Source organism: Petropleomorpha daqingensis (assembly GCF_013408985.1).
GTDB classification, from domain to species: Bacteria; Actinomycetota; Actinomycetes; order Mycobacteriales; family Geodermatophilaceae; genus Petropleomorpha; species Petropleomorpha daqingensis.
Window position 1 is genome coordinate 4,846,921 of sequence record NZ_JACBZT010000001.1, and the last position, 21,181, is coordinate 4,868,101.

21 protein-coding genes are annotated in these 21,181 nt (G+C 71.7%); 1 reads left to right on the top strand and 20 read right to left on the bottom strand.

The features are described from left to right. Positions 1-7 precede the first annotated feature (7 nt). Positions 8-499 (bottom strand): hypothetical protein, encoded by a 492-nt coding sequence (locus tag GGQ55_RS23900; protein WP_179721102.1) that lies wholly within the window; start codon positions 497-499, stop codon positions 8-10. A 100-nt stretch (positions 500-599) separates the two neighbouring features. Between GGQ55_RS23900 and GGQ55_RS23905 the strand changes: the two genes are divergently transcribed. Beyond that, positions 600-1,028, top strand: a complete 429-nt coding sequence (locus GGQ55_RS23905) for an iron chaperone (RefSeq protein ID WP_179721104.1) — start codon at positions 600-602, stop codon at positions 1,026-1,028. Positions 1,029-1,342: 314 nt separating this feature from the next. Here the strand turns inward: GGQ55_RS23905 and GGQ55_RS23910 are convergent, their stop codons facing one another. From GGQ55_RS23910 to GGQ55_RS24000, 19 genes are all read right to left on the bottom strand, one after another. Further along, positions 1,343-2,308, bottom strand: a complete 966-nt coding sequence (locus tag GGQ55_RS23910; RefSeq protein WP_179721106.1) for a sugar phosphate isomerase/epimerase family protein — start codon at positions 2,306-2,308, stop codon at positions 1,343-1,345. Beyond that, entirely contained in the window at positions 2,305-3,249 is a 945-nt protein-coding gene (locus GGQ55_RS23915) for a sugar phosphate isomerase/epimerase family protein (protein ID WP_366490126.1), read from the bottom strand. The genes GGQ55_RS23910 and GGQ55_RS23915 overlap by 4 nt, the downstream gene beginning before the upstream one ends. Next, a complete protein-coding gene (locus GGQ55_RS23920; RefSeq protein WP_179721108.1) occupies positions 3,246-4,217 on the bottom strand; it encodes a sugar phosphate isomerase/epimerase family protein in 972 nt (323 codons plus the stop codon). The genes GGQ55_RS23915 and GGQ55_RS23920 overlap by 4 nt, the downstream gene beginning before the upstream one ends. Then, on the bottom strand, positions 4,214-5,179 hold the full coding sequence (locus GGQ55_RS23925; protein ID WP_218859418.1) for a sugar phosphate isomerase/epimerase family protein: 966 nt from the start codon (positions 5,177-5,179) through the stop codon (positions 4,214-4,216). Before GGQ55_RS23925 ends, GGQ55_RS23920 begins: the two co-directional genes overlap by 4 nt. Positions 5,180-5,266: 87 nt before the next feature. Further along, positions 5,267-6,730 carry an MFS transporter gene (locus GGQ55_RS23930; protein WP_366490128.1) on the bottom strand — a complete coding sequence of 488 codons (1,464 nt, stop codon included), beginning with the start codon at positions 6,728-6,730 and terminating at the stop codon, positions 5,267-5,269. Next, complete coding sequence (locus GGQ55_RS23935; protein ID WP_218859419.1) at positions 6,717-7,904, bottom strand: Gfo/Idh/MocA family protein; 1,188 nt, start codon at positions 7,902-7,904, stop codon at positions 6,717-6,719. The genes GGQ55_RS23930 and GGQ55_RS23935 overlap by 14 nt, the downstream gene beginning before the upstream one ends. Beyond that, a complete protein-coding gene (locus GGQ55_RS23940; RefSeq protein ID WP_179721110.1) occupies positions 7,901-9,379 on the bottom strand; it encodes a glycoside hydrolase family 43 protein in 1,479 nt (492 codons plus the stop codon). Before GGQ55_RS23940 ends, GGQ55_RS23935 begins: the two co-directional genes overlap by 4 nt. Next, the gene (locus tag GGQ55_RS23945) at positions 9,376-10,386 is read right to left on the bottom strand and encodes a sugar phosphate isomerase/epimerase family protein (RefSeq protein ID WP_179721112.1); all 1,011 of its coding nucleotides are present in this window, start codon (positions 10,384-10,386) and stop codon (positions 9,376-9,378) included. Before GGQ55_RS23945 ends, GGQ55_RS23940 begins: the two co-directional genes overlap by 4 nt. Before the next feature lie 31 nt (positions 10,387-10,417). After that, complete coding sequence (locus GGQ55_RS23950; protein WP_179721114.1) at positions 10,418-10,807, bottom strand: C-glycoside deglycosidase beta subunit domain-containing protein; 390 nt, start codon at positions 10,805-10,807, stop codon at positions 10,418-10,420. Between the two features lie 10 nt (positions 10,808-10,817). After that, positions 10,818-11,846, bottom strand: coding sequence for a sugar phosphate isomerase/epimerase family protein (locus tag GGQ55_RS23955; protein ID WP_179721116.1), 1,029 nt, complete (start codon positions 11,844-11,846; stop codon positions 10,818-10,820). Next, the gene (locus tag GGQ55_RS23960) at positions 11,843-12,826 is read right to left on the bottom strand and encodes an alpha/beta hydrolase (protein ID WP_179721118.1); all 984 of its coding nucleotides are present in this window, start codon (positions 12,824-12,826) and stop codon (positions 11,843-11,845) included. The genes GGQ55_RS23955 and GGQ55_RS23960 overlap by 4 nt, the downstream gene beginning before the upstream one ends. Before the next feature lie 3 nt (positions 12,827-12,829). After that, on the bottom strand, positions 12,830-14,122 hold the full coding sequence (locus GGQ55_RS23965; RefSeq protein ID WP_218859420.1) for a C-glycoside deglycosidase beta subunit domain-containing protein: 1,293 nt from the start codon (positions 14,120-14,122) through the stop codon (positions 12,830-12,832). Positions 14,123-14,124: 2 nt separating this feature from the next. Beyond that, positions 14,125-15,690 (bottom strand): GMC oxidoreductase, encoded by a 1,566-nt coding sequence (locus GGQ55_RS23970; protein WP_179721122.1) that lies wholly within the window; start codon positions 15,688-15,690, stop codon positions 14,125-14,127. Beyond that, complete coding sequence (locus tag GGQ55_RS23975; RefSeq protein ID WP_179721124.1) at positions 15,687-17,192, bottom strand: GMC oxidoreductase; 1,506 nt, start codon at positions 17,190-17,192, stop codon at positions 15,687-15,689. Before GGQ55_RS23975 ends, GGQ55_RS23970 begins: the two co-directional genes overlap by 4 nt. Then, positions 17,189-18,205, bottom strand: a complete 1,017-nt coding sequence (locus tag GGQ55_RS23980) for a sugar phosphate isomerase/epimerase family protein (protein ID WP_179721126.1) — start codon at positions 18,203-18,205, stop codon at positions 17,189-17,191. Before GGQ55_RS23980 ends, GGQ55_RS23975 begins: the two co-directional genes overlap by 4 nt. A gap of 2 nt (positions 18,206-18,207) precedes the next feature. After that, positions 18,208-18,612, bottom strand: coding sequence for a C-glycoside deglycosidase beta subunit domain-containing protein (locus GGQ55_RS23985; protein ID WP_179721128.1), 405 nt, complete (start codon positions 18,610-18,612; stop codon positions 18,208-18,210). 2 nt (positions 18,613-18,614) lie between these two features. Next, positions 18,615-19,007 carry a C-glycoside deglycosidase beta subunit domain-containing protein gene (locus GGQ55_RS23990; RefSeq protein WP_179721131.1) on the bottom strand — a complete coding sequence of 131 codons (393 nt, stop codon included), beginning with the start codon at positions 19,005-19,007 and terminating at the stop codon, positions 18,615-18,617. Beyond that, complete coding sequence (locus GGQ55_RS23995; RefSeq protein ID WP_179721133.1) at positions 19,007-19,987, bottom strand: sugar phosphate isomerase/epimerase family protein; 981 nt, start codon at positions 19,985-19,987, stop codon at positions 19,007-19,009. The genes GGQ55_RS23990 and GGQ55_RS23995 overlap by 1 nt, the downstream gene beginning before the upstream one ends. Continuing rightward, positions 19,984-21,171: an ABC transporter ATP-binding protein gene (locus GGQ55_RS24000; RefSeq protein ID WP_179721135.1), complete on the bottom strand. Its 1,188-nt coding sequence runs from the start codon at positions 21,169-21,171 to the stop codon at positions 19,984-19,986. Before GGQ55_RS24000 ends, GGQ55_RS23995 begins: the two co-directional genes overlap by 4 nt. Positions 21,172-21,181 lie beyond the last annotated feature (10 nt).

A 21,181-nucleotide genomic window follows, 5' to 3' on the forward strand; every position in this document is an offset into this window, starting at 1 on the left:
CCCCGCGTCAGCGGCTGTCGCGGCGGGCCTGGTTGCGCCGGCCGACGGCGATGTCCGAGGCGTCGCGCTTGACCCGTCCGCTGGACTTGCGCGGCGGTCGGGGGTCGGCGGAGGTGTCGACGGCCGCGAGCTCGGGCGCGGAGCGCGGGGCAGGCACGGCTGTGCGGGCTGCGGCCAGGCGTTCGGTCTTGAGCGCCGCGGCCGACCGTCGCGCGGCCTTCGCCACCGCCGTGCTCACCCGGGCCAACGCGTCCTCGAACACCTCGGCCTTGTCGCGGGCCCGCTGGTTCTGCGCGTAGGCCTTACCGCGGCCGCCGACGTCCTCGACCGCGGCCGCGGCCCGGCGCCGGTACTGCCCGAGGTACTTCTTGCGGGCCCGGCGCACCCGGTCGTGCAGCTCGAGCAGGGCGTCCTCGTCGAGCTCGGCGAGCGCCTCGGGCTCGGTGCTGCGCGCGATCAGCAGCTCCGCCTCGGTCAGCGAGTTGAGCGTTGCCTGCATGGCCGGCCTCCTGTCGAAGCGGTCAGGAATCGAGAAGCTCTCCCCGTGGGGTCCGTCCTAGCGTTCTCCCAGACCACCGAGGACGAAAGGACATCCGACGATGACCGAGCAGGGATTCAGCGCCGACGAGCGGGCCGCGATGAAGGCGCGCGCCGCCGAACTGCGCGCGGAAGGCAAGAAGGGTGCGCAGAAGGCCGACGGGCTGGAGGCGCTCCTCGAGAGCATCGCGAAGATGACGCCCGAGGACCGCGCCCTGGCCGAGCGCGTCCACGTGACGGTGACCGCCGCCGCGCCCGATCTCACGGCCAAGACCTGGTACGGCATGCCCGCCTACGCGAACGCCGACGGCAAGGTCGTGCTCTCGCTCAAGAACTCGGGCAAGTTCGGCCAGCGCTACTCGACCCTGGAGTTCCAGGACTCGGCGCGCCTCGACGACGGCGAGATGTGGCCGGTCGGGTTCGCCCTGACCGCGTGGACGCCCGAGATGGAGAAGAGGATCGCCGAGCTGGTCACAGCAGCCGTCTCCTGACGGACGCGACGTCGTCGTCCGAGTGCGGTTCGTCCGACATGAGCTACTCGCAGCACACGCGCCACCGGCCTGGCAGCACATCAAGCAGCACACCTGAGCTCCAGCCGCACAAGCCCTGGCACGGGCCGAGCAGCGGGCCTCCGGCGTTCGCCGGAGTGCCGCCGAGATTCGCATCAGTGCTGGAAAGGACCGCGGGATCGGTACCTGAGACGCATCTCGATGGTGGCTGCCACGTGACGGACGCGTGAGTTCTGCGATCTCGTGGCTATCCGGTGCCGGAATGCCACGAGATCGCAGAACTCACTCGCACGCCGTCAGGGGACGACGGTGACCGATCCCTCGACCAGCGGCTGCAGCTCGCGCTGCAGCAGGTAGCCGCTGACCAGGCAGCTCTGCGCCGGGTGCGGGCTCTGCTCGCTCTCCACGACGATCCAGCCGTCGTAGCCGGTGCCCAGCAGCGCCCGGACGACGGCCGGGACGTCGACCAGCCCGCCGTCGGCCCCCGGCTCGGCGAACCAGCGCGGCACCTCGCGCGCTCCCCCGCGCACCCGCACGGTCCAGTGCGCGGCCGGCTGCAGGTACTCCTCGTCGGTGTCGACGGCGAGGGCGTCCTTGAGCTGCACGTGCGCGATCCGGTCGCCGTGGCGCTCGATCACGCCCAGCGGATCGATGCCGGCCACGGTCAGCTCACCGGTGTCGAGCGCGAGCCCGACGTCCGTGCGGTCGAGCAGGGCGTCCAGGGCGCCGGGACGGCGCAGCGCGGAGAGGAAGTCGATGTGCAGGGCCAGCCGGACGCCGTCCTGCCGCACGGCCTCTCCCACCGCGGACCACGTGGCGCCCAGCCGGTCCAGCGCGGCGTCGTCCAGCTCGGCGTCCCCGGCGGCCGGGGCAGCCGGGACGACCAGCACCGAGCCGCCTAGCTCGGCCAGCGCGCCGGCGAACCAGCGCGCCCGCTCGACGAGCGCCGGGAGGTCGTCGCCCGACAGCGGGCCGGTCAGGTGCTCCATCGACCGCTCGTGCGGGTCCCAGAACCAGCTCGAGACGGCCTGCAGGGCGCAGGACCGCACGAACTCCCCGAAGCCGGCCACCGAGCCGAAGTTGGCCGCCAGCTGCTGCGGGTTGCCCAGCGGCTCCCACCGGCCGGTGCCGGCGGTCAGCTCGACGCCCTCGAAGCCCGCGATGGAGATCGTCTTCAGCGCCCGCTCGTGCTGCTCACGGCGGACGAAGTCGTCGAACTGCGGCTTCCACTGGTTGATGGCGTAGGCCCAACGGATGCTCACCGGTAGATCTCCTCGAGGACGTTCTTGGCGTACCAGCGGGAGATCGCGGTGCTCTCGGAGTAGTCGCCGCCCTCCTTGTTGGCCTTGTCGTGCTCGACGGAGATCCACCCCGTGTAGCCGTTGTCGCGGACCGCCGTCATCGTCGCCCGGAAGTCGACCAGGCCCTGGTCGGTGCCCATCTCGTAGAACCACTTGCCGGTGGTCGGCGCCATGATCTCGGAGTCCGGCCGGTGCCGGTGGTCGTCGCCGGTCGCGCGGTTGTGCGTGTCCTTGAAGTGGAAGCCGCTCACCCGGTGGGCGTGCCGGTTGTACAGCGCCACCGGGTCGAGACCGGCGATGCAGTGCTGCGCGGTGTCGACGAACAGCGAGACGACCTCCGGGTCGGTGTACGAGTAGAAGGTGTCGATGTCGGGTTCGCTCTGGATGCCGCAGAAGAACTCGTGGTGGCAGGTCAGCCGCACGCCGTAGCCCGCGGTGATCTCACCGACCTTGTTCCACAGCTCGGCGGTGTGCTTGAGCTTGTCCTCGGTGATCGGCTCCATGTCGTAGTAGAGCGTCGCCGGCATCACGATGATGTTGTCCAGCTCGATCTCCGACCAGCGGCCCATCGTGACCCGGAAGTCCTCGAGGATGTTCTCGTGCGTCTCCGGGATGTGCGGCGCGTAGTTCCGGGGGTCGTAGTCGGCCGCGTGGAACGTGTTCACGATCCGCTCGAGCCCGTGGTCCTGCACCATCTCCTGGTACTTGGCCGGGCCGCCGTAATCGCCGTACATCTGCCAGATGCGGAAGTCGAAGGTGTCGATCGCGTCGAACCCGACGGCCTTGACCTGCTTGAGGAACGCCGACATTGTCTTGTGCGAGTGCCACTGGTCGACCGGGCCGGACGGGCCGTTGCTGCGCCAGTGGTCCATGTAGGACCACTTGATCTTCCGCTCGCTCACTTGGTCACTCCTAGGACGCGCTGCAGGTACCAGCTGTTGAGCATGGCCAGCTCGGCCGGGTTGCCGCCGTGGTCGCTCTCGACCACGACCCAGCCCGGGTAGTCGTTCTCGCGCAGGGCGGCCACGAAGGCCGGGACGTCGACCAGGCCGCCCTCGGTGCCGAGCTCGAAGAACCAGCGCTCGATCCGCCGCCCGGCGCCGCCCTTGAGCATCGTCGCCTCGGCACCCGGCATCCGGTACTCCTCGCCGGTGTCGGCGTAGCGGGTGTCCTTGAGGTGCACGTGGGTGACCCGCTCGGCGTTCTCGCGGTAGAAGGCCACCGGGTCGATGCCGCCGACGGTCAGCTCGGCGGTGTCCAGCGCGAACCCGACGGTCGCCGGGTCGGTCGCGGACAGCAGGCCGCGCAGCTCGTCGGCCGTGTGCACGGCACCGAGGCAGTCGTAGTGCAGGGCGAGCCCGATGCCTGCGGCCGACGTCAGCTCACCGATCCGGTTCCACACCTCGCCGACGAGCTTGATGCCGTCCTCGCCCAGCGGCGGGCTCATCCAGGCCGAGCCGACCGGGCGGACGACGAGCTGCTCGGCCCCGACGCCGGCGACGAAGTCGACGAACGGCTTCGCCCACTCCACGATCGCGTCGGAGTCGGCCGGGTTCGCCGTCGACCGGAACGCGTAGCCCTCCTCCTCCTCGGCGGGGGCCTGCGGGTCCCAGAACATGCTGGAGACGCCCTGGACCTTCGCCGTGCGCAGGAAGTCGAGGAAGCCCTGGTGCGAGCCGTGGTTGAGCAGGATGACCTCGGGCCGGCTGATGTTGTCCCAGCGGCCGGTGCCCGAGGCGAGCTCGATGTGGTCGAAGCCGCAGGCGGAGACGGTCTTCAGCGCCCGCTGCTGGTCCTCGTGCCGGACGAAGGCGTCGAGCCGCAGGTTCCACTGGTTGAGCGCGTACGACCAGCGCAGCGAGTCCTTCATCGCGCGGCCACCTCCGCTTCGGCCTCCGCCTGGGCCTCGGCCAGGACGTTGTCGATGTACCACTTGGCGACGGCGGTCGCCTCGGCGTAGCTACCGCCGCCCAGCTCGGCCTTGTCGTGCTCGACGGTCAGCCAGCCGTCGTAGCCCGACCGCACGATCTCCTTCATCAGGGCGGGGAAGTCGACGAGGCCGCCCTCCCCCATCTCGTAGAACCAGCGGGTCACCTGCGGCGCCATCAGCTCGGGGTCCGGCGGGGTCCGGTAGGCCTCGTGGTGGTCGACGTTCTTGGTGTCCTTGAAGTGGAACCCGGTGCAGCGGTCGCGGTAGTCGCGGAACATCTGGATCGGGTCGACGCCGGCGATGGTGTGCTGCGCGGTATCGCAGAAGAAGTAGACGTACTCGGGGTCGGTGTAGCGGAAGAACGTGTCGAGCTGCTCGCGGGTGCGGATCGCGCCCCAGAACTCGAAGTGGCACGTCGTCTTCATGCCGTGCTCGAGGGTCAGCCTGCCGACCCGGTTCCACAGGTCGGCGACGACCTTGATCGTGTCGTCGGTGACCGGCTCGGTCTGGTAGTAGGTCGACGTCGGCATGACGATGAAGTTCTCGACGCCGGTCAGCCCCTCGCACATCCGCAGCGTGTTGGTGCAGTCGGCGACGATCCGGTCGTGCGTCTCGCGCACGTGCGGCGCCGTCCACTTCGTGGCAGAGGGATAGGCCGAGAAGATCCCGGTGATCTTCTCGAAGCCGTTGTCCTGCAGGAAGCGCTCGAAGCCGGGCACCGAGCCGTACATCCCGGCGAGCAGGTGCAGGTAGAAGAAGAAGGTGTCGAAGCCCGTGAAGCCGAGCGCCGACAGCTGCTTGACGTACCGGTCCATGTAGGCGCGGTTGAACGACGGGGGCTGCGGCCCCTGCGGCGTCTCCGTCACCCAGTGGTCCATGTACGACCACTTCGTCCAGGTCACGGGCCCTCCCTCGTTAATTTTGCTGGTTTCGTGCAAAAGTAGTCCGGGCGTGCTCGGCGCACAAGCACATCCGCTGGATGGCCGGCATCAGCCGGACTGATCGAGCTGACGCCGACCCGGGAGCAGGACGGCAAGGGCGCTCGCGACGACGAGCAGCCCGGCCGCCACGAGGAACCCGACACCGAAGCCCTGCGTCAGCCCGTCCGCCGTGTCCGAGCCACCGTGCCCCGCCGCCCACGCGGTGGCGATCGCGACGAGCACCGCGAAGTTGACCGCGCTGCCCACCTGGCGCGTCGTGCTCAGCAGCCCGGAGGCCAGCCCGGCCCGCTCGGGGCCGAGGCCCGAGGTGGCCGTCAGGGTCAGCGGCAGCCCGCCGGCCCCGAAGCCGACCATCGCCAGCGTCAGCGGGACCAGCACGTCGACCGCGTACCGGCCCTGGACGTCGATGCCCGACAGCCAGAGCAGCGAGCCGGCAGCCAGCAGCGTGCCGGCCGCGAAGCTCGCGCGCGGCCCGAGCCGCGCGATCCAGCGGGAGGCCCCGCGCGCCCCGAGGGCGATGCCGAGGGCCCCCGGGATCAGCGCCAGGCCGGCCTGCAGGGGGTTCATGCCCAGCACCCGCTGCAGGTACAGCGCCAGGAAGAAGAACATCGCCGGCATCGCCCCGCTCACCAGGAAGGACAACCCGTTGGCGACGGTGACCGGCCGGACGCGGAAGACCTCGAGCGGGACGACGGGATCGGCCGCGTGCCGCTCCACGACCACGAAGACGGCGAACGACGCCACCGCGAGCGCGAGCGCCGCCAGCGTCGAGCCGGCCAGCCAGCCGCGCTCCTCGCCGAGGATCACCGCGCCGACCAGCGCCGCGGTCCCGGCGGTCACCGAGATCGAGCCGGGCAGGTCGAGCCGGCCGCGGACGTGGCCGGGCGGCCGCCCGGGCAGCGCCCAGACCGCGGCGACCACGAGCACGGCGGCCAGCGGCACGTTCACGAAGAACACCCAGCGCCAGCTCAGCAGGCCGGTGAGCAGCCCGCCGATGACGCCGCCGAGCGCACTCCCCGACGCCGCCGCCGCGGTGAGCAGGCTGAGCGCCTTGGCCCTCGCCCGAGGCTCGAGGAACCCGGTGGTGACCAGGCTCAACGTCGTCGGCACCAGCACCGCGCCGCCGAGCCCCTGGGCGAACCGGGCCACGACGACCTGCCAGCCCTCCTGGGCGAGGCCGGCGGCCAGGCTGGACAGGGCGAAGACCAGCAGCCCGCCGACGAAGGCGCGCTTGCGGCCGAACAGGTCGCCGACGCGACCGCCGAGCAGCAGGAAGCCGGCGAAGGTGAGCGTGTAGCTGCTCACCACCCACTGCAGGCCGGTGGGCGACAGCCCCAGGCTCTCCTGCATCGGCGCCAGGGCCACGTTGACGACCGACGTGTCCAGCACGCAGATGAACTGCGCGGCGCAGGCGATCCCGAGAACGACGCCCGGTCGCTGCGGCAGCCCGCCCGACGGAGCCGCCGCCGGCGCATGTGCGACGGCTTGGGCGGCCTCCTCAGGCGCCGGCACGGTCGAGCGAGGTCCAGCAGCCGTTCGCCGCAGCGCTGCGCTCGACCGCGTCGAGCACCCGCTGCACGTGCAGGCCCTCCTCGAAGGAAGGGCGAGGCTGCACGCCGGCGTCGATCGCGGTGACCAGGTCGACGACCTGGTGGCTGAAGCCGTGCTCGTAGCCGAGCATGTGGCCCGCCGGCCACCAGGCACCGGCGTACGGGTGGTCGGGCTCGGTGACGATCACGCGCCGGAACCCGGCGGTGGGCCCGTCCTCGAAGCGGAAGTACTGGAGGCTGTTGAGCTCCTCGAGGTCGAAGGCGACCGCGCCGGTCGTCCCGCTGATCTCGAAGCGCAGCGCGTTCTTGCGCCCGGGAGCCACGCGGGTGGCCTCGAACGTGGCCAGCCCTCCCCCGCTGAGCGTGCCGGTGAAGAGCGCAGCGTCGTCCACGGTGACCGGGCCGCGCTGCGTCGACGACGCCGTCCCGGACAGGCCCACGGAGGACTCCATCACCGGCCGCTCGGTCACGAAGGTGCGCAGCGTGCCGCTGACCGAGGTGACCGTCTCCCCCGTCACGAACTGGACGGCGTCGACGATGTGCGCGCCGAGGTCGCCGAGCGCGCCGGAGCCGGCCAGCTCCTTGTCCAGCCGCCAGGTCAGCGGGGCGTCGGCGTCGGACAGCCAGTCCTGGAGGTACACCGCGCGCGCCTGGCGCACCTCGCCGATCGCGCCGTCGGCGACCAGCTGCGACGCGAGCGTCACGGCCGGCACGCGGCGGTAGGTGAACCCGACCATGGCGAGCACGCCGCGCTCGGCGGCCGCCGCCGCTGCCTTCGCCATGGCCTCCGCCTCGGCGACGGTGTTGGCCAGCGGCTTCTCGCAGAGCACGTGCTTGCCGGCCTCGAGCGCAGCGATCGCGATCTCGGCGTGGGCGTTGCCGGGGGCGACGACGTCGACCAGGTCGATGTCGTCGCGCTCGACCACCCGGCGCCAGTCGGTGTCGGTCTCGGCCCAGCCGTACTTCTCGGCGGCCGCGCGCGTCGTCTCCTCGTTGCGCCCGGTGACCACGGCCATCTCGACCGGCCGGGGCAGGTCGAAGAACCGCGGCGCGGTCCGCCAGGCCTGGGAGTGCGCCGCACCCATGAACCCGTGGCCGATCATCGCCACGCGCAGGGGTCGTCCGTTCGTCGTCATCGGGTGAGCTCCTCCACCTCGGGGTCGTCGGCACCCACGTACTCGAACGACCGGACCAGCACGCTGCCGCTCGCGCTGACGACGCCGACCAACCGGCCGGTCATGCCGCCGGCCACCTCCGTCGACAGATAGCGGCCGTCGACCGCGCCCAGCTCGGTGAAGCCGGTGCCGTCGGCGACGCCGGCCGCGATCCGGTCGGGTCCGCGGGGGTCCCAACCGCCGCCGGGTGCCGGCTCCAACCGCAGTTCGAGGACGTCGTCCGCGCCGAGCGCCCGTTCGCCCAGGACGTGCCGGACGTCGCCGATCCCCCACACCGCGCGGACGGTGCCGCCGGAGACCTCCAGGTCGACGGCGTGCCGGGGATCGATGCGGACCGAGAGACCGCCGACGCCGTCCACGTCGAGCCGGGCCCGCACCCGCGCGAACAGGTGCTCCTGGCGGCGGCCCAGGAACACGGGGTCACCGTCCTTGGCGGTGATCCGCCAGCCGTCGTCCTCGCGGACGGCGATCTCGGCCGGGAACCGGGACGCGGCCACCCACGAGAACGGCAGCGATTCCCCCGCGAGCTCCTCGCGGACGGCGACGTCGGCCGCAGCGTTGGGCTCGAGGTGGGCGGTGAGCACCGGCCAGCCGTCGTCCCAGCTCACCTCGTCGGCGAACGTCTCGCGACCGAGCACGTGCCACTCCGGGCTCGACCCCCGCGCGCGGACGCCGTGGTAGACGATCGCCCAGCTGCCGTCGGGACGCTGCACCAGGTCGGCGTGCCCGGTGTTCTGCACCGGCAGGTCCGTTCCCCGGTGCGTGAGGACCGGGTTGGCCGGGTTGCCCTCGAACGGGCCGGACACCGACCGGCTGCGAGCGATCGTGACCGCGTGCCCGCGCTCGGTGCCGCCCTCGGCGATGAGCAGGTACCACCACTCGCCGATCCGGTAGAGGTGCGGGCCCTCCGGGAACTTGCCGCCGGTGCCGGCCCACAGCCAGCGCGTCTCGCCGAGGATCTCGCCGGTCAACGGGTCGATCGGCGCCGACCGGATGCCGGACGGCACGCCGTCCTCGGCCGGGCTGGTCCACGTCATGAGGCAGGTGCCGTCGTCGTCCCAGGCCAGGTCGGGGTCGATGCCCATGACCGGGATCCGTACCGTCTCCGACCACGGACCGGCCGGGTCGTCGGCGTGCACGATCAGCTGTCCGCCGTCGTCGGACCAGTTCGTGGTGATCATCCAGAACCGGCCGTCGTGGTGCCGCAGCGTGGGCGCGAAGATCCCGCCCGACGGGCCGGCCGTCGAGACGTCGAGCTGCGACGGCCGGTCCAGCACGCTTCCGATCTGCTCCCACGACCGCAGGTCGCCCGAGCGGAAGATCGGCACGCCCGGGGCGTACTCGAAGCTCGAGGTCACCAGGTAGTAGGTGCTGCCGACCCGGCAGATCGACGGGTCGGGGTGGAAACCGGGCAGGACCGGGCGCTGCGCGCTCACTCGCTGCGGGTGCTGAAGGCGGCGTCGAAGGCGGCCTCCGGCTTGTCGAACAGCTTCGAGCGGACGAAGGCCAGCGCGTCGGGAGCCCCGACGAGCCGGTCCATGCCGGCGTCCTCCCACTCGACCGAGATGGGGCCTGTGTAGCCGATCGAGTTCAGCGCGCGGAAGCAGGCCTCCCAGGGCACGTCGCCGTGGCCGGTGGAGACGAAGTCCCAGCCGCGCCGCGGGTCGGCCCACGCCAGGTGCGAGCCGAGCCGGCCGTTGCGGCCGTTGCCGACCTGCCTCTTCGCGTCCTTGCAGTCCACGTGGTAGATCCGGTCGGCGAAGTCGAGGATGAACGCGACCGGGTCCAGGTCCTGCCACACGAAGTGGCTCGGGTCCCAGTTCAGCCCGAATGCCTCGCGGTGGCCGATCGCCTCCAGCGTGCGCTGCGTCGTCCAGTAGTCGTAGGCGATCTCGCTCGGGTGCACCTCGTGCGCGAACCGGACGCCGACCTCGTCGAACACGTCGAGGATCGGGTTCCACCGGTCGGCGAAGTCCTGGTAGCCGGCGTCGATCACGTCCTGGCCGACCGGCGGGAACATCGCCACGTACTTCCAGATCGCCGAGCCGGTGAAGCCGACCACCGTGTCCACGCCGAGCCGGGCGGCGGTGCGGGCGGTGTTCTTCATCTCCTCGGCCGCTCGCTGCCGCACGCCCTCGGGGTCGCCGTCGCCCCAGATCTCGTCGGGCAGGATGTCGCGGTGCCGGCCGTCGATCGGGTCGTCGCAGACCGCCTGACCCTTGAGGTGGTTGGAGATCGCGTAGACCTTCAGCCCGTACTTGTCGAGCACGGCGCGCTTCTCGTCCAGGTACGCGTCGTCAGTCGCCCCGCGGTTGGGGTCGAGGTGGTCGCCCCAGCAGGCGATCTCCAGACCGTCGTAGCCCCAGGACGACGCCAGCCGGGCGACCTCCTCGAAGGGCAGGTCGGCCCACTGGCCGGTGAACAGGGTGATCGGGCGCGGCATCGCGGGGTCCCTTCTGGTGGGCGGGGGCGGGTCAGACGGCGGCGAGAGTGAGCGTCTTCGTGCCGCGGCCGCCGCCGGGCACCGGCATGTAGGACAACCGCAGCCGGACGGCGACGGTGACCTCGTGCTCCCCTGCGGGGAGCGGCTCGTCGGTCTCGAACGCCAGCTCCGCCCGCTCGCCGAACTCCCACCGGTCGTCGACGACGCCCGGCATCCGGTCGAACGTGTAGGTGTTGCCGTGCACGGTGAACGTGGTCCGCTCGGCAGGGATCGGCGTCCCGTCGAGGGTCAGGTCGACGGCCTCGACCATCGACAGCCGCAGGCCGCGGTAATAGGGCATCCGCACCTCGACGACACCGCCGGGGCGGCCGTCGTCGCGGGTCCGGAAGTTCTCCTCGCAGACGATGTACTGGTCGAACACCGGGGCCTCCTCAGGCGGGAACGAGGGTCGACTCGACGGGATCGCCGAGGAGCCTGCGGAACATGGCGTGCTGGCGGCGGACCTGGTCGACGCTGTCGACCGGGTAGGCGTCCTGGATGTGCCGGTTGCCCTCGTACTCGCTCGACAGGTAGCCGTCGAACCCGCCCTCGACCAGGATCGGGATGATCCGGTCGTAGGGGATCGAGTACTCGACGTCCGCGCCCGTCTCGTCGACGACCATCTCGTAGAACTTCGCCTGGATGTGCCGGATGAGCGGCATGTGGTCGAGCATCTTCCGCGGGTCCGTCCAGATGTAGTGCGCGGCCACCCGGGCCAGCTCGAACTCGCGCGGGCCGCCGCCCATGTAGTTCGTGATGTCCATGAGGGCGTGGGTGTCGCCGTGGTCGTCGTAGGTCTTGACGATGTAGTCGACGATCTGCGGGTTCGCCCCGTCGCGCAGCGCCCGCTCGCTGACCACCCGCGGGAACCGCTCGACGAAGGTCATCATGTCGGGCATCAGGCCCAGCGCCGGCGACTGCGTCCGGTGCATCACCTCGAGGTGCTGCAGGATCCACGGGTGCTCGTAGTGGAACGGCGCGTGCACCTCGATGAGCAGTTGGACGCCCTTCTCCTCGGCGTAGGGCGCGGCGCCCTCCATGACCGCCGGCGAGGTGTTGACCGTGGCCTTGACGATCGGGAAGCCGAGGCGGACAGCCACGTCGATGTCGGTGCGGATGGAGGCGATCTGGTCCTCGAGGCTCATCCAGCGACCGCGGTGGAGCCACGTGTCGAGGTAGGAGTTCGTGGCGGTCGGCGTCGTCCCGTACTTCTCCATCCAGCCGAACCAGGTGGCGACGAACTCGTCGGACAGGTCGGTGAAATGGGGCAGCGACTGCTCGGGGATGATCTCCACCCCGTAGGCGCCGAGCTCGCTGCACACCCGGACGCAGTCCTCGAGCGACAGCGTGCGGAGGAAGACCTCCTCCTGGAACGAGTAGCAGCTGACGCCGCGCTTGATGCGGTGCTCTGGTTCGCTCACGAACGGACTCCGATCGTCTCTGGTGCGAGGTGGCGGCCGGCCTCGGCGACCACGCCGGCCATCAGGTCGAGGCAGCGGCCGACCGGCTCGAGCTCGGCGGGCTGGTTGAGGAAGCCGTGCAGCAGACCGGGCACGGTGACCTGGCGGACGTCGACCCCGGCGAGGGCGAGCGCCGCGGTGAACGCCTCGCCAGAGGCGCGCAGGTCGTCGTACTCGGCGTTGATCACGACCGTCGGGCCGAGCCCCTCGAGGACGGCGTTCGCCGGGAACGCGTACCCGTCCGCCGTCGACAGGGGCCCGCCGAGATAGTTCTCCGAGAGCGGGTGGCCCGCCCCGGCCTGCGGCCGGAACAGCGGCGGCAGCTCGGCGAGCTTCGCCACCAGTGCCGAGGACGGCGCGGGGACCGCCGCGTGCAGCGCCGGATAGGCCAGCAGCAGCGCGGCGGGCGCCCAGCCGTCCCGGTCGCGCAGCCTCAGCGCGGCGCCCGCGGTCAGGTTGCCGCCGGCACTCGCGCCGCCGATCGAGATCCGGACCGGGTCGATGCCGAGGGCCGCTGCGTTGTCCCGGGTCCAGGCGACAGCGGCGACCACGTCGTCGTGCGGCACCGGGTAGTGCACGCCGTCGACGGCGAGCCGGTAGTCGACGCTGACGACGACCGCGCCGGCCCGGCTGCAGACCTCCCGGGCGGTCCAGTCGGCCTCGCGCATGTCGAGGTCGCCGCCGACGAAGCCGCCGCCGTGCGCCCACACCAGGCAGGGCCGCGATCCGCCGTCGACGGATGGCTCGTAGATGCGCACCGGCACCGGGCCGTGCGGCCCGGGCGCGGCGTCATCCCGGGTGGGCACCTCGGGCGGCTCCGACCCCCAGGTCTCGTACCGCTGGATCTGCGCCAGCCCGTCGGGCGTGGAGTACGCCTCGCGCATCGAGACCAGCCCGTCGAGCAAGGGGAACCGGGCGGCGACGTCGGGGTGGACCGGCACCGCTCAGCTCCCCTGGACCAGCGAGCGGATCAGGGCGTGCTGGCGGCGCACCTGGTCGCGGCCGCGGCCCGGCTCTCGGCGGCCCTCGTACTCGCTGGAGAGGTAGCCGGACCAGCCGTTGTCCAGCAGCGTCGGGATGATCTGCGCCCACGGCACGTGCAGGTCGTGCAGGTCGTCGTCGATCTCCACGAACTTGGCCTGGATGAAGTGCGTGTACGGCAGCACCTCGACGAAGTCCGACATCGGCACGGCGAGCGGCCGCAGGTGCGGGGGGATCTCCTCGCCGTCGCCGTCGACCTCCTCGGAGGTGTCGACGATGACCTCGGTGTTGAAGATGCCGGTGTCGATGAGCAGCTTGAAGTGCTCGGTGCCGCTCTTCTCGATGAACTCGACATAGCCCTGGGTCACCGGGTGCTTGATCGGCGTCGGCGTGTGGATCTCCGGGCAGATGACGACGTCGAGCTCGGCGGCGAGGTCCAGCGAGCGCTCGACGGTCTCCTGCCAGATCGGGTGCGGGTCGAGGTCCCAGGAGATGACGCCGAACTTCGGCCGGACCGAGGTGAAGCCGAGCTCCTTGGCCAGCCGCAGGTCCAGCTGCAGCTGCTCGGCGCCCTCCTCCGCGGTCAGGTCCCGGCCGTTGTACCGGGTGGTGTCCACCCAGGAGCCGAAGTTGGTCGGCGTCAGCCCGTACTTCTGCACCAGGCCGTGCCAGGCGTCGACCCACGCCGGGTCCGGCGACGGGTAGTTCGCGATGTTGCCCTCGCCGAGGATCTCGATGCCGGTCGCGCCGAGGTCGGCGATCTCGGCGAAGACGTCCTCGAGCGTCATCGAGGTGTTGACGTCGCCGGTGTAGCTGTAGGTCGAGACGCCGTACTTGATGCCGCCCTCGGGCGCCGGCGGGACGATCACGCGCTGGGCCTCGGCACGGAAGCGGGTCCGGGCGATCAGCGGCGGGATGTACGAGCGGCGCAGGAAGATCGTCACCTCGATGTGGTGCACGCCCGTGCTCAGGCCTCCGGGCTTGGGCACGGTGATCGTGGCCGGCTCGTCGAGCTGCCAGCGCACGTCGGTCGAGGCGCGCAGCTCGTCGAGGGTGAAGGTGCGGCCCTGCAGCGTCCACAGCGGCACGTGGTCGGGGATGCGCTCGCCGTCGACGACGACCTCGACGCCGTCGAGCATGCTGCCCGGGCCGCCGCGGTAGTTGGGGTTGCGCAGCCGGAAGGAGAAGCCGGTCACCCGGCCGTCCTCGACGACGTTGCGGAAGCCCTGCCCCTGTATGACCGGGAACTCGAGCACTGTCACTCCCTTTCCGAGGCCGCGACGAGCGCGGTGTCCGACCCGGTGGCCAGGCGCCGGGCGATGTCCCGGGCGCCGCCGACGGCGAGCGCGACCGAGGTGAGCGTGGGGTTGCAGGCGATCGGCGTCGGGATCACGTTGTTGCCGGCGACGTACAGGCCGGCGACGCCCCAGACCTCGCTGGTCGGGCCGCACACCGAGGTGCCGTCGTCCGCCGGGCCCATCCGGGTGGTGCCCTGGTAGTGCAGCGACGCGCCACCCGAGAGCATCAGCGGCTCGTCCCCGATGAACTCGCCCAGCGACCGGGCCGCGCGCAGGATCGACTCGCGCGCCCGGGCGATCGTCTCGTGGTCGCGCTCGGTCAGCCGGTAGCGGATCCGCGGCTTGGGCATCCCGTAGTCGTCGGTCTCGGTGTCGGAGAACTCGACGCGGTCGCTCTCCTGCAGGTCCTTGCCGCAGAACCAGCCCAGGCCCACGATGCTGCCCGGCGCCGGGACGTCGTCGCCGACGAGCGGGATCGGCGAGGCGTCGAGCTGCATGACCTGGCCGTGGAACGGGTCGGCGTCGGTGTAGGGCACCCACTGCACACCGCTCTGCTCGGTGATCGCGGTGTCGCCCCGGGGGTCGTGCTGCTCCTCGGCGGTGTGGGCGACGTCGGTCAGCCGGACGGCGAACACCATCTGCGGCTGGTCGTTGAGGTAGCGCCCCAGCGCCTTCGGGCGGATGCCGGAGGCGAACAGCACCTGCGGGGTGCGCAGGGCGTCCGCGGCCACGACGACGTACCGGGCGCGCACCTCGTGCTCGGCGCCGTCGGTCAGGTCGCGGACGACGACGCCGACCGCGCGGCCGTCCTCGACCAGCACCCGCCGCACCGGCGCCGAGGCGAACAGCGCGAAGTTCGGGTTCGACCGGGTGACGTCGCCGAAGACGATGTCGGCGCCGCTCCAGACGAGCGCGCCGTCGTCCCGCCGGTGCACGGCGAGCGGCATGGGCTGCACCCGCCGCTCCTCGGGCCGTCCGCGGTCGAACTCCGCGGCCAGCCGCTCCCGCACCACGTCGGCGTAGGGCGCGTCGTCGAACGGGTGCCGGTCGACGCCGAGCAGCCGCTCGCCCTCCCCGATCAGCTCGTCCAGGTCGGGCACGAAGTCGATCCGCTCGGCGTCGCCCGGCCGCGGGCAGGCGCAGGTCCAGTGCGCGCCCATCCCGCCGACGTTGGTCGACATGGCGATCGCCGGGATGCCGTCCTCCCCCGGCTCCTGGAACCCCTCGGGCAGCAGCGAGGTGCCCGGCCGGACGACCCGCTTGGACGGGTCGGAGTAGGCCGCCTCCTCCTTGGTCGCGGTGTGCGGCCGCACGCCCTCGGAGCGGCGCTGCGCGACCAGCCGCTCGTCGAGGTCGGCGATGTTCTTCACGTGCATGCCGGGCGGGTCGGTGAGCACCGGACCGGCCTCGAACAGCGCGATCGTGGCGCCGCGCGCCTGCTCGGTGAGGATCCGCGCGTAGGCCGCGCCGGTCGGCCCGCTGCCGACGATGGCGACGTCGACGTGGGTGGGGAAGGTCCTGCTCATCGGGTCGCTCCGAGGTCGGTGGCCAGCGCCCGCGCCCCGCGCACGGCGAGGGCGACGCTGGTGAGGGTCGGGTTGCACGAGTTCGCGGTGGGGATCAGGCCGTTGCCCGCGAGGACGAGGCCGGGCACGCCCCAGACCCGCGAGTCGGCGTCGCAGACGCTCGTGCCGTCGTCGGCGGGCCCCATCCGGAACGTGCCCATGAAGTGCAGAGAGGTGCCCGGGGGCATCACCCGGGGCTGGTCCTCGACGAACTGACCCAGCACGCCGGCGGCCCGGGCCTGGAACTTCTTCGCCGCCTCGATCTCGGCCTCCTCACGCTCGGTGAGGTCGTAGGCGATGACCACGCCGGGCAGGCCGTTCTCGTCGGGGGTGCCCTCGTCGAACGTCACCCGGTCCTCCGGCCGCGGGAACTTGCGCACCCCGTAGCCGACCATCGCGTAGCCGGCCGGGTTGTCCCGGTACGGGCTGCCCTCGGGCAGCGGCACCGGGCAGACCGGGGAGTACATCAGCTGCGCGTGGAAGGGGTGCCCCTCGCCGAACGCGATCGACACCACACCGCGGATCGGGTCGGTCTGCAGCCGGCTGTCGCGGTCCGGCGGCGGCAGCACGCCCTCGCGGACGGCGACGATGCCGAACACCAGCGGGTGCTCGGTCAGGTACCGGCCGAGCGCCTCCGGGCGGATGCCGGAGTTCCAGAGCAGCTGCGGGGTGCCGAAGGCGTTGGCGGCGACGACGACCGCGTCGGCGCGCACCTCCTCCTCGGCCCCGGTCCGCTGGTCCCGGAGCACCGCGCCGACGACCCGGTCGTCCTCGCGGAGCAGCCGGACGGCGAGCGTCTCGGGGCGCAGCTCGAAGCGGTCGGCGTGCGCGCCCTCGGCCAGCGGGCCGAGGACGACGTCGGTGCCGCTCCACCGCAGCGTGCCGTCGGCGCGCGGGTCGGCCGCCACCGGCAGCGGACGCACGGTGACCCCGTCGCCGGCGAACTCCGCACCGACCCGCTCGAGGATCGCGCCGGCCTGCGGCGAGTCGCCGAACGCGCTGCCGGTGACGTGCAGCAGCCGCGAGGCCTCGTCGAGCAGCTCGTCGAGGTCGTCGAGGAAGTCGATCCGCTCGCTGGCGACCGGCCGCGGCGTCGCGCAGGTCCAGTGCACCCCCTGGCCACCGACGTTGGCGGAGACCGCGGCGGCGGGGAGACCGGTCGAGCCTTCTGCCGGCCGGCCGATCAGGTAGGTGCCGAACCGGGCGGTGATCGTGCCCTCGGCGGCGGTACCGCCGGGCAGCGCCGCGGCGCCCGCGGTGTGCTCGCCCCGGCCCTGCGAGGCCGCTCGGGCGCGGTACTGCTCGGCCGGGTCGGCGATGTTCTTGGCGTTCATCCCGGGCGGGGTGGAGACGACCGGGCCGGCCTCGACCATGAGCACGTCGACGTCGGAGGTCTGCTCGATCAGCAGCCGGGCGTAGGTGGCGCCCGTGGGCCCGCTGCCGATGATCAGGACGCGGCTCATCGCACGACCGCGGGCTGGGACTCGAGCAGCCGCTTGAGCATGTCGTGCTGCGCCCGGATCTGGTCGAAGACGTTCCAGCGGTCGCTGTAGGCGTGCGCCTCGTACTCGCTGGAGATGAACCCCTCGTAGCGCTGCTCGACCAGGACGCGGGCGACCGCGGGCCAGTCGATGGAGGGATCCTCCCCGTCGACGATGCCGTAGAACTTGCCGTGCACGTGCACCACGTGCGGGAAGAACTCGGCCCAGCGCTCCGGATCCATCCGGCCGTGCATCGTGAACAGCATCTTGAGGTTGCCGATCTGCGGCGGCGTCGCGCCGGCCTCGGCGGCCCGGGCCTCCAGCTCGGGGAACTTCTCCGCGGTCAGGCCGGGCGAGGCCCACAGCTCCTCGGTCAGCGCGGTGAGCTCGGGAGCGATGCCGGCGGCGCGGTGCGCGTCGTGCACCGCCTCCGGTACGGCCCGCATGCTCGCGCTCATGTCCGGGATGAAGCCCAGCCACGGGGTGTCCAGCCGGGTGAAGGTCTCCTTGAGCGCGGCGACCGGCGGGGCGTCGATGGTCAGCGGGGCGTGGATCTCCACCCCGATCTTGACGCCGAGCTCCTCGGCCAGCGGCAGCAGCCGTTCCAGGGTGCCTGGGGAGGTCTCCACGCCGACGCGGGTGACCGGGAAGCCGAGCGCCGCGGCGCCGCGGACCTGGACGGCGACGTACTCGTAGGACTCGTCGTCGGTCAGCAGCCGGCCCGGGTACAGGCCGAGGTCGTTGTTGATCGCCAGGCAGGACGGCGTCAGCCCGGAGGACTCGATCACCTCGCGGACCTCGCGGACCTGCTCGGCGGTGGGCCGGGGCCAGCCGCGCAGGCTCTGGAACGCAACCATCTCCAGGCCGGGGCCGAGGTCGCGGGCGGCGACCTCCTTCACCAGGTAGGCGAGGTCGCGGCCGGGCTTGCGCTGCTCGAGGGTGAGGCTGAACAGGGTGGTGCCCAGGCGCGGCAGGCCGGGTGCGGTGTCGGTCATGGTCAGGCTCCCGCGGCGGTGAGGGTCTTGTCGGTCCAGGACGGCGCCACGAGCGGGACCCGGTCCGGGCCGGTGAGGATGTAGGGGATCGACAAGCCCAGCAGCAGCTGCACCCGGTGGGTGCGGCCCGGCGCGGTCTCGACCGGGACGTGCAGGACGGCGGGGTCGGTGGTGAACCAGTACTCCTCGCCCCGCACGGCCAGTTCGGCGAAGCAGAAGCGCCGGCCGTTCACCGTCACGGCCAGCGAGGCGGGGTCGATCCGCTCGCCGTCCACGGTCAGGTCGACCTTGGCCAACGAGGGCAGCGGCAGCGCCCGGTACCAGTGCGTGTAGATCGCCACATCCAGGCCATCGGGGGTGGCGGTGAGCGAGTCCTCGCGCACCACCTGGTCGTCGAGGGGACCCACGGTCAGTTCCTCCCTGCGAGGATGAGCAGTTTGCGATCACGGCCGCCGCCGGGCACCGGCATGTAGGAGATGCGCAGCCGCACCGAGACGGCGACGTCGTGCTCGCCCGGGGCGAGCGGCTCGTCGGTCTCGAAGGCGAGCTCGGCACGCTCCCCCATCTCCCAGCGGTCGTCGAAGACCTCCGGGAGCCGGTCGAAGGGATAGGTGTTGCCGTGCACGGTGAACGTGGTGCGCGACGATGGGACGGGGACCCCGTCGAGGGTGAGGTCGACGGCCTCGACCATCGACAGGCCCAGGCCGCGGTAGTACGGCATCCGGACCTCGACCACGCCGCCGGGGCGGCCGTCGTCCCTGGCCCGGAAGCCCTCCTCGCAGACGATGTACTTGTCGAACATCAGGCGTCCTCCCCCAGGAGCCGGGCGAACAGGGCGTGCTGACGGCGGACCTGCTCGACGCTGTCGACCGGGAACGCGTCCTGGATGTGCCGGTTGCCCTCGTACTCGCTGGACAGGTAGCCGTCGAAGCCGCCCTCCACGAGCACCGGGACGATCTCGTCGTAGGGGATCGAGAACTCGGTGCCGTCGTCGGTCATCTCGTAGAACTTCGCCTGGATGTGCCCGATCAGCGGCATGTGCGGGAGCATCGTCCGCGGGTCGGACCAGATGTAGTGGGTGGCCTGGCGGGCGAGACCGAACTCCACCGGGCCGCCGTGCCGGTAGTTCACGATGTCGGCCAGCGCGTGGGTGTCGCCGTGGTCGTCGTAGGTCTTGACGATGTAGTCCACCAGCGTCGGGTCCGCGCCCTCGCGCAGGGCCCGCTCGCTGACCACCCGCGGGAAGCGCTTCACGAACGTGCCCATGTCGGGCATCAGGCCCAGGGCCGGCGAACCGGTCCGGTGCATGACCTCGAGGTGCTCGAGGATCCACGGGTGCTCGTAGTGGAAGGGCGCGTGCACCTCCAGCAGAAGCCGGACGCCCTTCTCCTCGGCGTAGGGCGCCGCGCCCTCCATGACCTCGGGCGGGGTGTTGATGATCGCCCGGATGATGCGGGCGCCCAGCCGCACAGCGATGTCGATGTCGCGGTGCACCGAGGCGACCTGCTCCTCGAGGGTCAGCCAGCGGCCGGGGTGGCGCTTGGTGTCGAGGAACAGGTCGGTGGCGACCGGCGTCGTCCCGTACTGCTCCATCCACGAGAACCAGTCGTCGACGAAGGCGTCGGACAGGTGCGGGAAGCCGGGGATCATCTGCTCGGGGATCAGTTCGATGCCGTTGGCACCGAACTTCGCCGAGGCGGCGATGCAGTCCTCGAGCGACATCTGCCGGAGGAAGTACTCCTCCTGGTACGAGTAGAGGCTGACGCCCCGCTCGATGGTCATCGCCCCACCCGGACGTGCGCGCTCCCGGTGGCGGGGTCGAAGAAGTGCAGCGCGGACGGCGCGATCGCGAACTCCGCCTGCGTGCCCTCGCGGACGGTGGCGGTCCCGTGCAGCCGGGCGTTGAGCACCGTGCCCTTGCCGAGCGTCTGCAGGTCGTCTGCGTCCATGTCCTTGGCGATCTCCACCGTGGCCTCGGTGACGACCGGCTCGGCGTCCACCCGCACGTGCACCAGCTTCTCCGGCGGGATGTTCTCGACCAGTTCGACATCGGCGCGCAGCCGCGGCCACGACGGGTCGGCGTCGGCGGCGTCGCGGAGGCTCTCCGGGCGCAGGCCGAGGGCGACGGCGCGGCCGTCGGCCCCGGCCAGCTCCGGGTAGGCGTCGAGGGTGCCGGCCGGCAGCGTGATCCGCTGCGACCCGACGACGAGCTCCGAGCCGCGGACGACGGTCGCGGACAGCACGTTCATCGGCGGCGAGCCGATGAACTCGGCGACGAACAGGTTGGCCGGGGAGTCGTACAGCTCCTCGGGGGTGCCGAGCTGCTGCAGCACGCCCTTGCGCAGGACGGCGATGCGGTCGCCCATCGTCATCGCCTCGACCTGGTCGTGGGTGACGTAGAGCGTCGTGGTCTCGTACTCGCGCTGCAGCGAGCGGATCTCGGCGCGCATCTGACCGCGGAGCTTGGCGTCGAGGTTGGACAGCGGCTCGTCCATGAGGAACGCCTGCGGCTTGCGGACGATCGCCCGGCCCATCGCCACGCGCTGCCGCTGACCGCCGGAGAGCGCCTTGGGCTTGCGGTGCAGGTACTCGGTCAGCCCGAGCGCCTCGGCGGCCCGCTCGACGCGCCTCTTGATCTCCGGCTTGGCCACGCCGGTGCAGGCCAGCGGGAAGGCGATGTTCTCCCGCACCGTCATGTGCGGGTAGAGCGCGTAGTTCTGGAAGACCATCGCGATGTCGCGGTCGGCCGGCGCCACGGTGTTCACCACGCGGTCGCCGATGAGCAGCTGACCGCCGGAGATGTCCTCCAGGCCGGCCGCCATGCGCAGCGCCGTCGTCTTGCCACAGCCCGACGGGCCGACGAGCACGAGGAACTCGCCGTCGCGGATCGACAGGTCGAGGTCGGAGACGGCCTGGGTGCCGTCGGGGTACCGCTTGACGATCTGGTCGTACGTGATCGACGCCATGGATCTCGAG

Coding starts and splice junctions, on each gene's coding strand:
- GGQ55_RS23980 (WP_179721126.1), bottom strand. CDS start 18,205: ATGACCGACACCGCACCCGGCCTGCCGCGCCTGGGCACCACCCTGTTC.
- GGQ55_RS23905 (WP_179721104.1), top strand. CDS start 600: ATGACCGAGCAGGGATTCAGCGCCGACGAGCGGGCCGCGATGAAGGCG.
- GGQ55_RS23975 (WP_179721124.1), bottom strand. CDS start 17,192: ATGAGCCGCGTCCTGATCATCGGCAGCGGGCCCACGGGCGCCACCTAC.
- GGQ55_RS23920 (WP_179721108.1), bottom strand. CDS start 4,217: ATGAAGGACTCGCTGCGCTGGTCGTACGCGCTCAACCAGTGGAACCTG.
- GGQ55_RS23900 (WP_179721102.1), bottom strand. CDS start 499: ATGCAGGCAACGCTCAACTCGCTGACCGAGGCGGAGCTGCTGATCGCG.
- GGQ55_RS23970 (WP_179721122.1), bottom strand. CDS start 15,690: ATGAGCAGGACCTTCCCCACCCACGTCGACGTCGCCATCGTCGGCAGC.
- GGQ55_RS23995 (WP_179721133.1), bottom strand. CDS start 19,987: ATGACCATCGAGCGGGGCGTCAGCCTCTACTCGTACCAGGAGGAGTAC.
- GGQ55_RS23990 (WP_179721131.1), bottom strand. CDS start 19,007: ATGTTCGACAAGTACATCGTCTGCGAGGAGGGCTTCCGGGCCAGGGAC.
- GGQ55_RS23935 (WP_218859419.1), bottom strand. CDS start 7,904: ATGACGACGAACGGACGACCCCTGCGCGTGGCGATGATCGGCCACGGG.
- GGQ55_RS24000 (WP_179721135.1), bottom strand. CDS start 21,171: ATGGCGTCGATCACGTACGACCAGATCGTCAAGCGGTACCCCGACGGC.
- GGQ55_RS23945 (WP_179721112.1), bottom strand. CDS start 10,386: ATGCCGCGCCCGATCACCCTGTTCACCGGCCAGTGGGCCGACCTGCCC.